Origin of the sequence: Hymenobacter rubripertinctus (genome assembly GCF_003583925.1) — a bacterium.
Lineage (GTDB): Bacteria > Bacteroidota > Bacteroidia > Cytophagales > Hymenobacteraceae > Hymenobacter > Hymenobacter rubripertinctus.
The window spans coordinates 1-545 of the sequence record NZ_QYCN01000121.1 but is presented as its reverse complement, the minus strand read 5'-3'; the positions used below and the strand labels follow the sequence as shown (position 1 = coordinate 545).

At 64.8% G+C, this 545-nt stretch carries 1 protein-coding gene; it reads left to right on the top strand.

Annotated elements, in window-relative coordinates; all coding sequences use genetic code 11:
* The coding region (locus D0T11_RS21805; RefSeq protein WP_182888573.1) for an AMP-binding protein at window positions 1-545 on the top strand (545 nt) is incomplete at both ends.

Genomic DNA, 545 nt, shown 5'->3' with positions numbered 1-545 from the left:
ATCGGGACGTTGGAGTATTTGAGTGAGTCGGAGCGGGCTCAGCAGCTGGAAGTCTTCAACGCCACGGCCGCCCCCTACGACCAGACCCAGACGCTGGTGAGCCTGTTCGAGGCCCAAGTGCGGGAGCGCCCCGATCAAGTGGCCCTGCTCTTTGCCGAAGAGCGGCTGAGCTACGGCCAACTCAACGCCCGGGCCAACGCGCTGGCCCACTACCTGCGAACGGAGTACCAGGTGGGTCCTGGTGTGCTGGTGGCCCTGCGTCTGGCGCGGGGTCCGCAACTGCTGGTATCCCTGCTGGGCGTGCTCAAGGCCGGCGGGGCCTATGTGCCGCTCGACCCGGACTACCCGGCCCAGCGCCTGGCTTATATTCTGGCCGATAGTCAGGCCCGCTTGGTGCTGGATGAGGCGGCGTTGACCGTTTTTGATGAGCAGGCCGGGCAGTACAGCGAGCAGAACCCCGTGCTGGTGAACCACGCCACCGATCTGGCCTACGTCATCTATACCTCCGGCTCCACCGGAAACCCCAAAGGATGCATGTTGCAGCA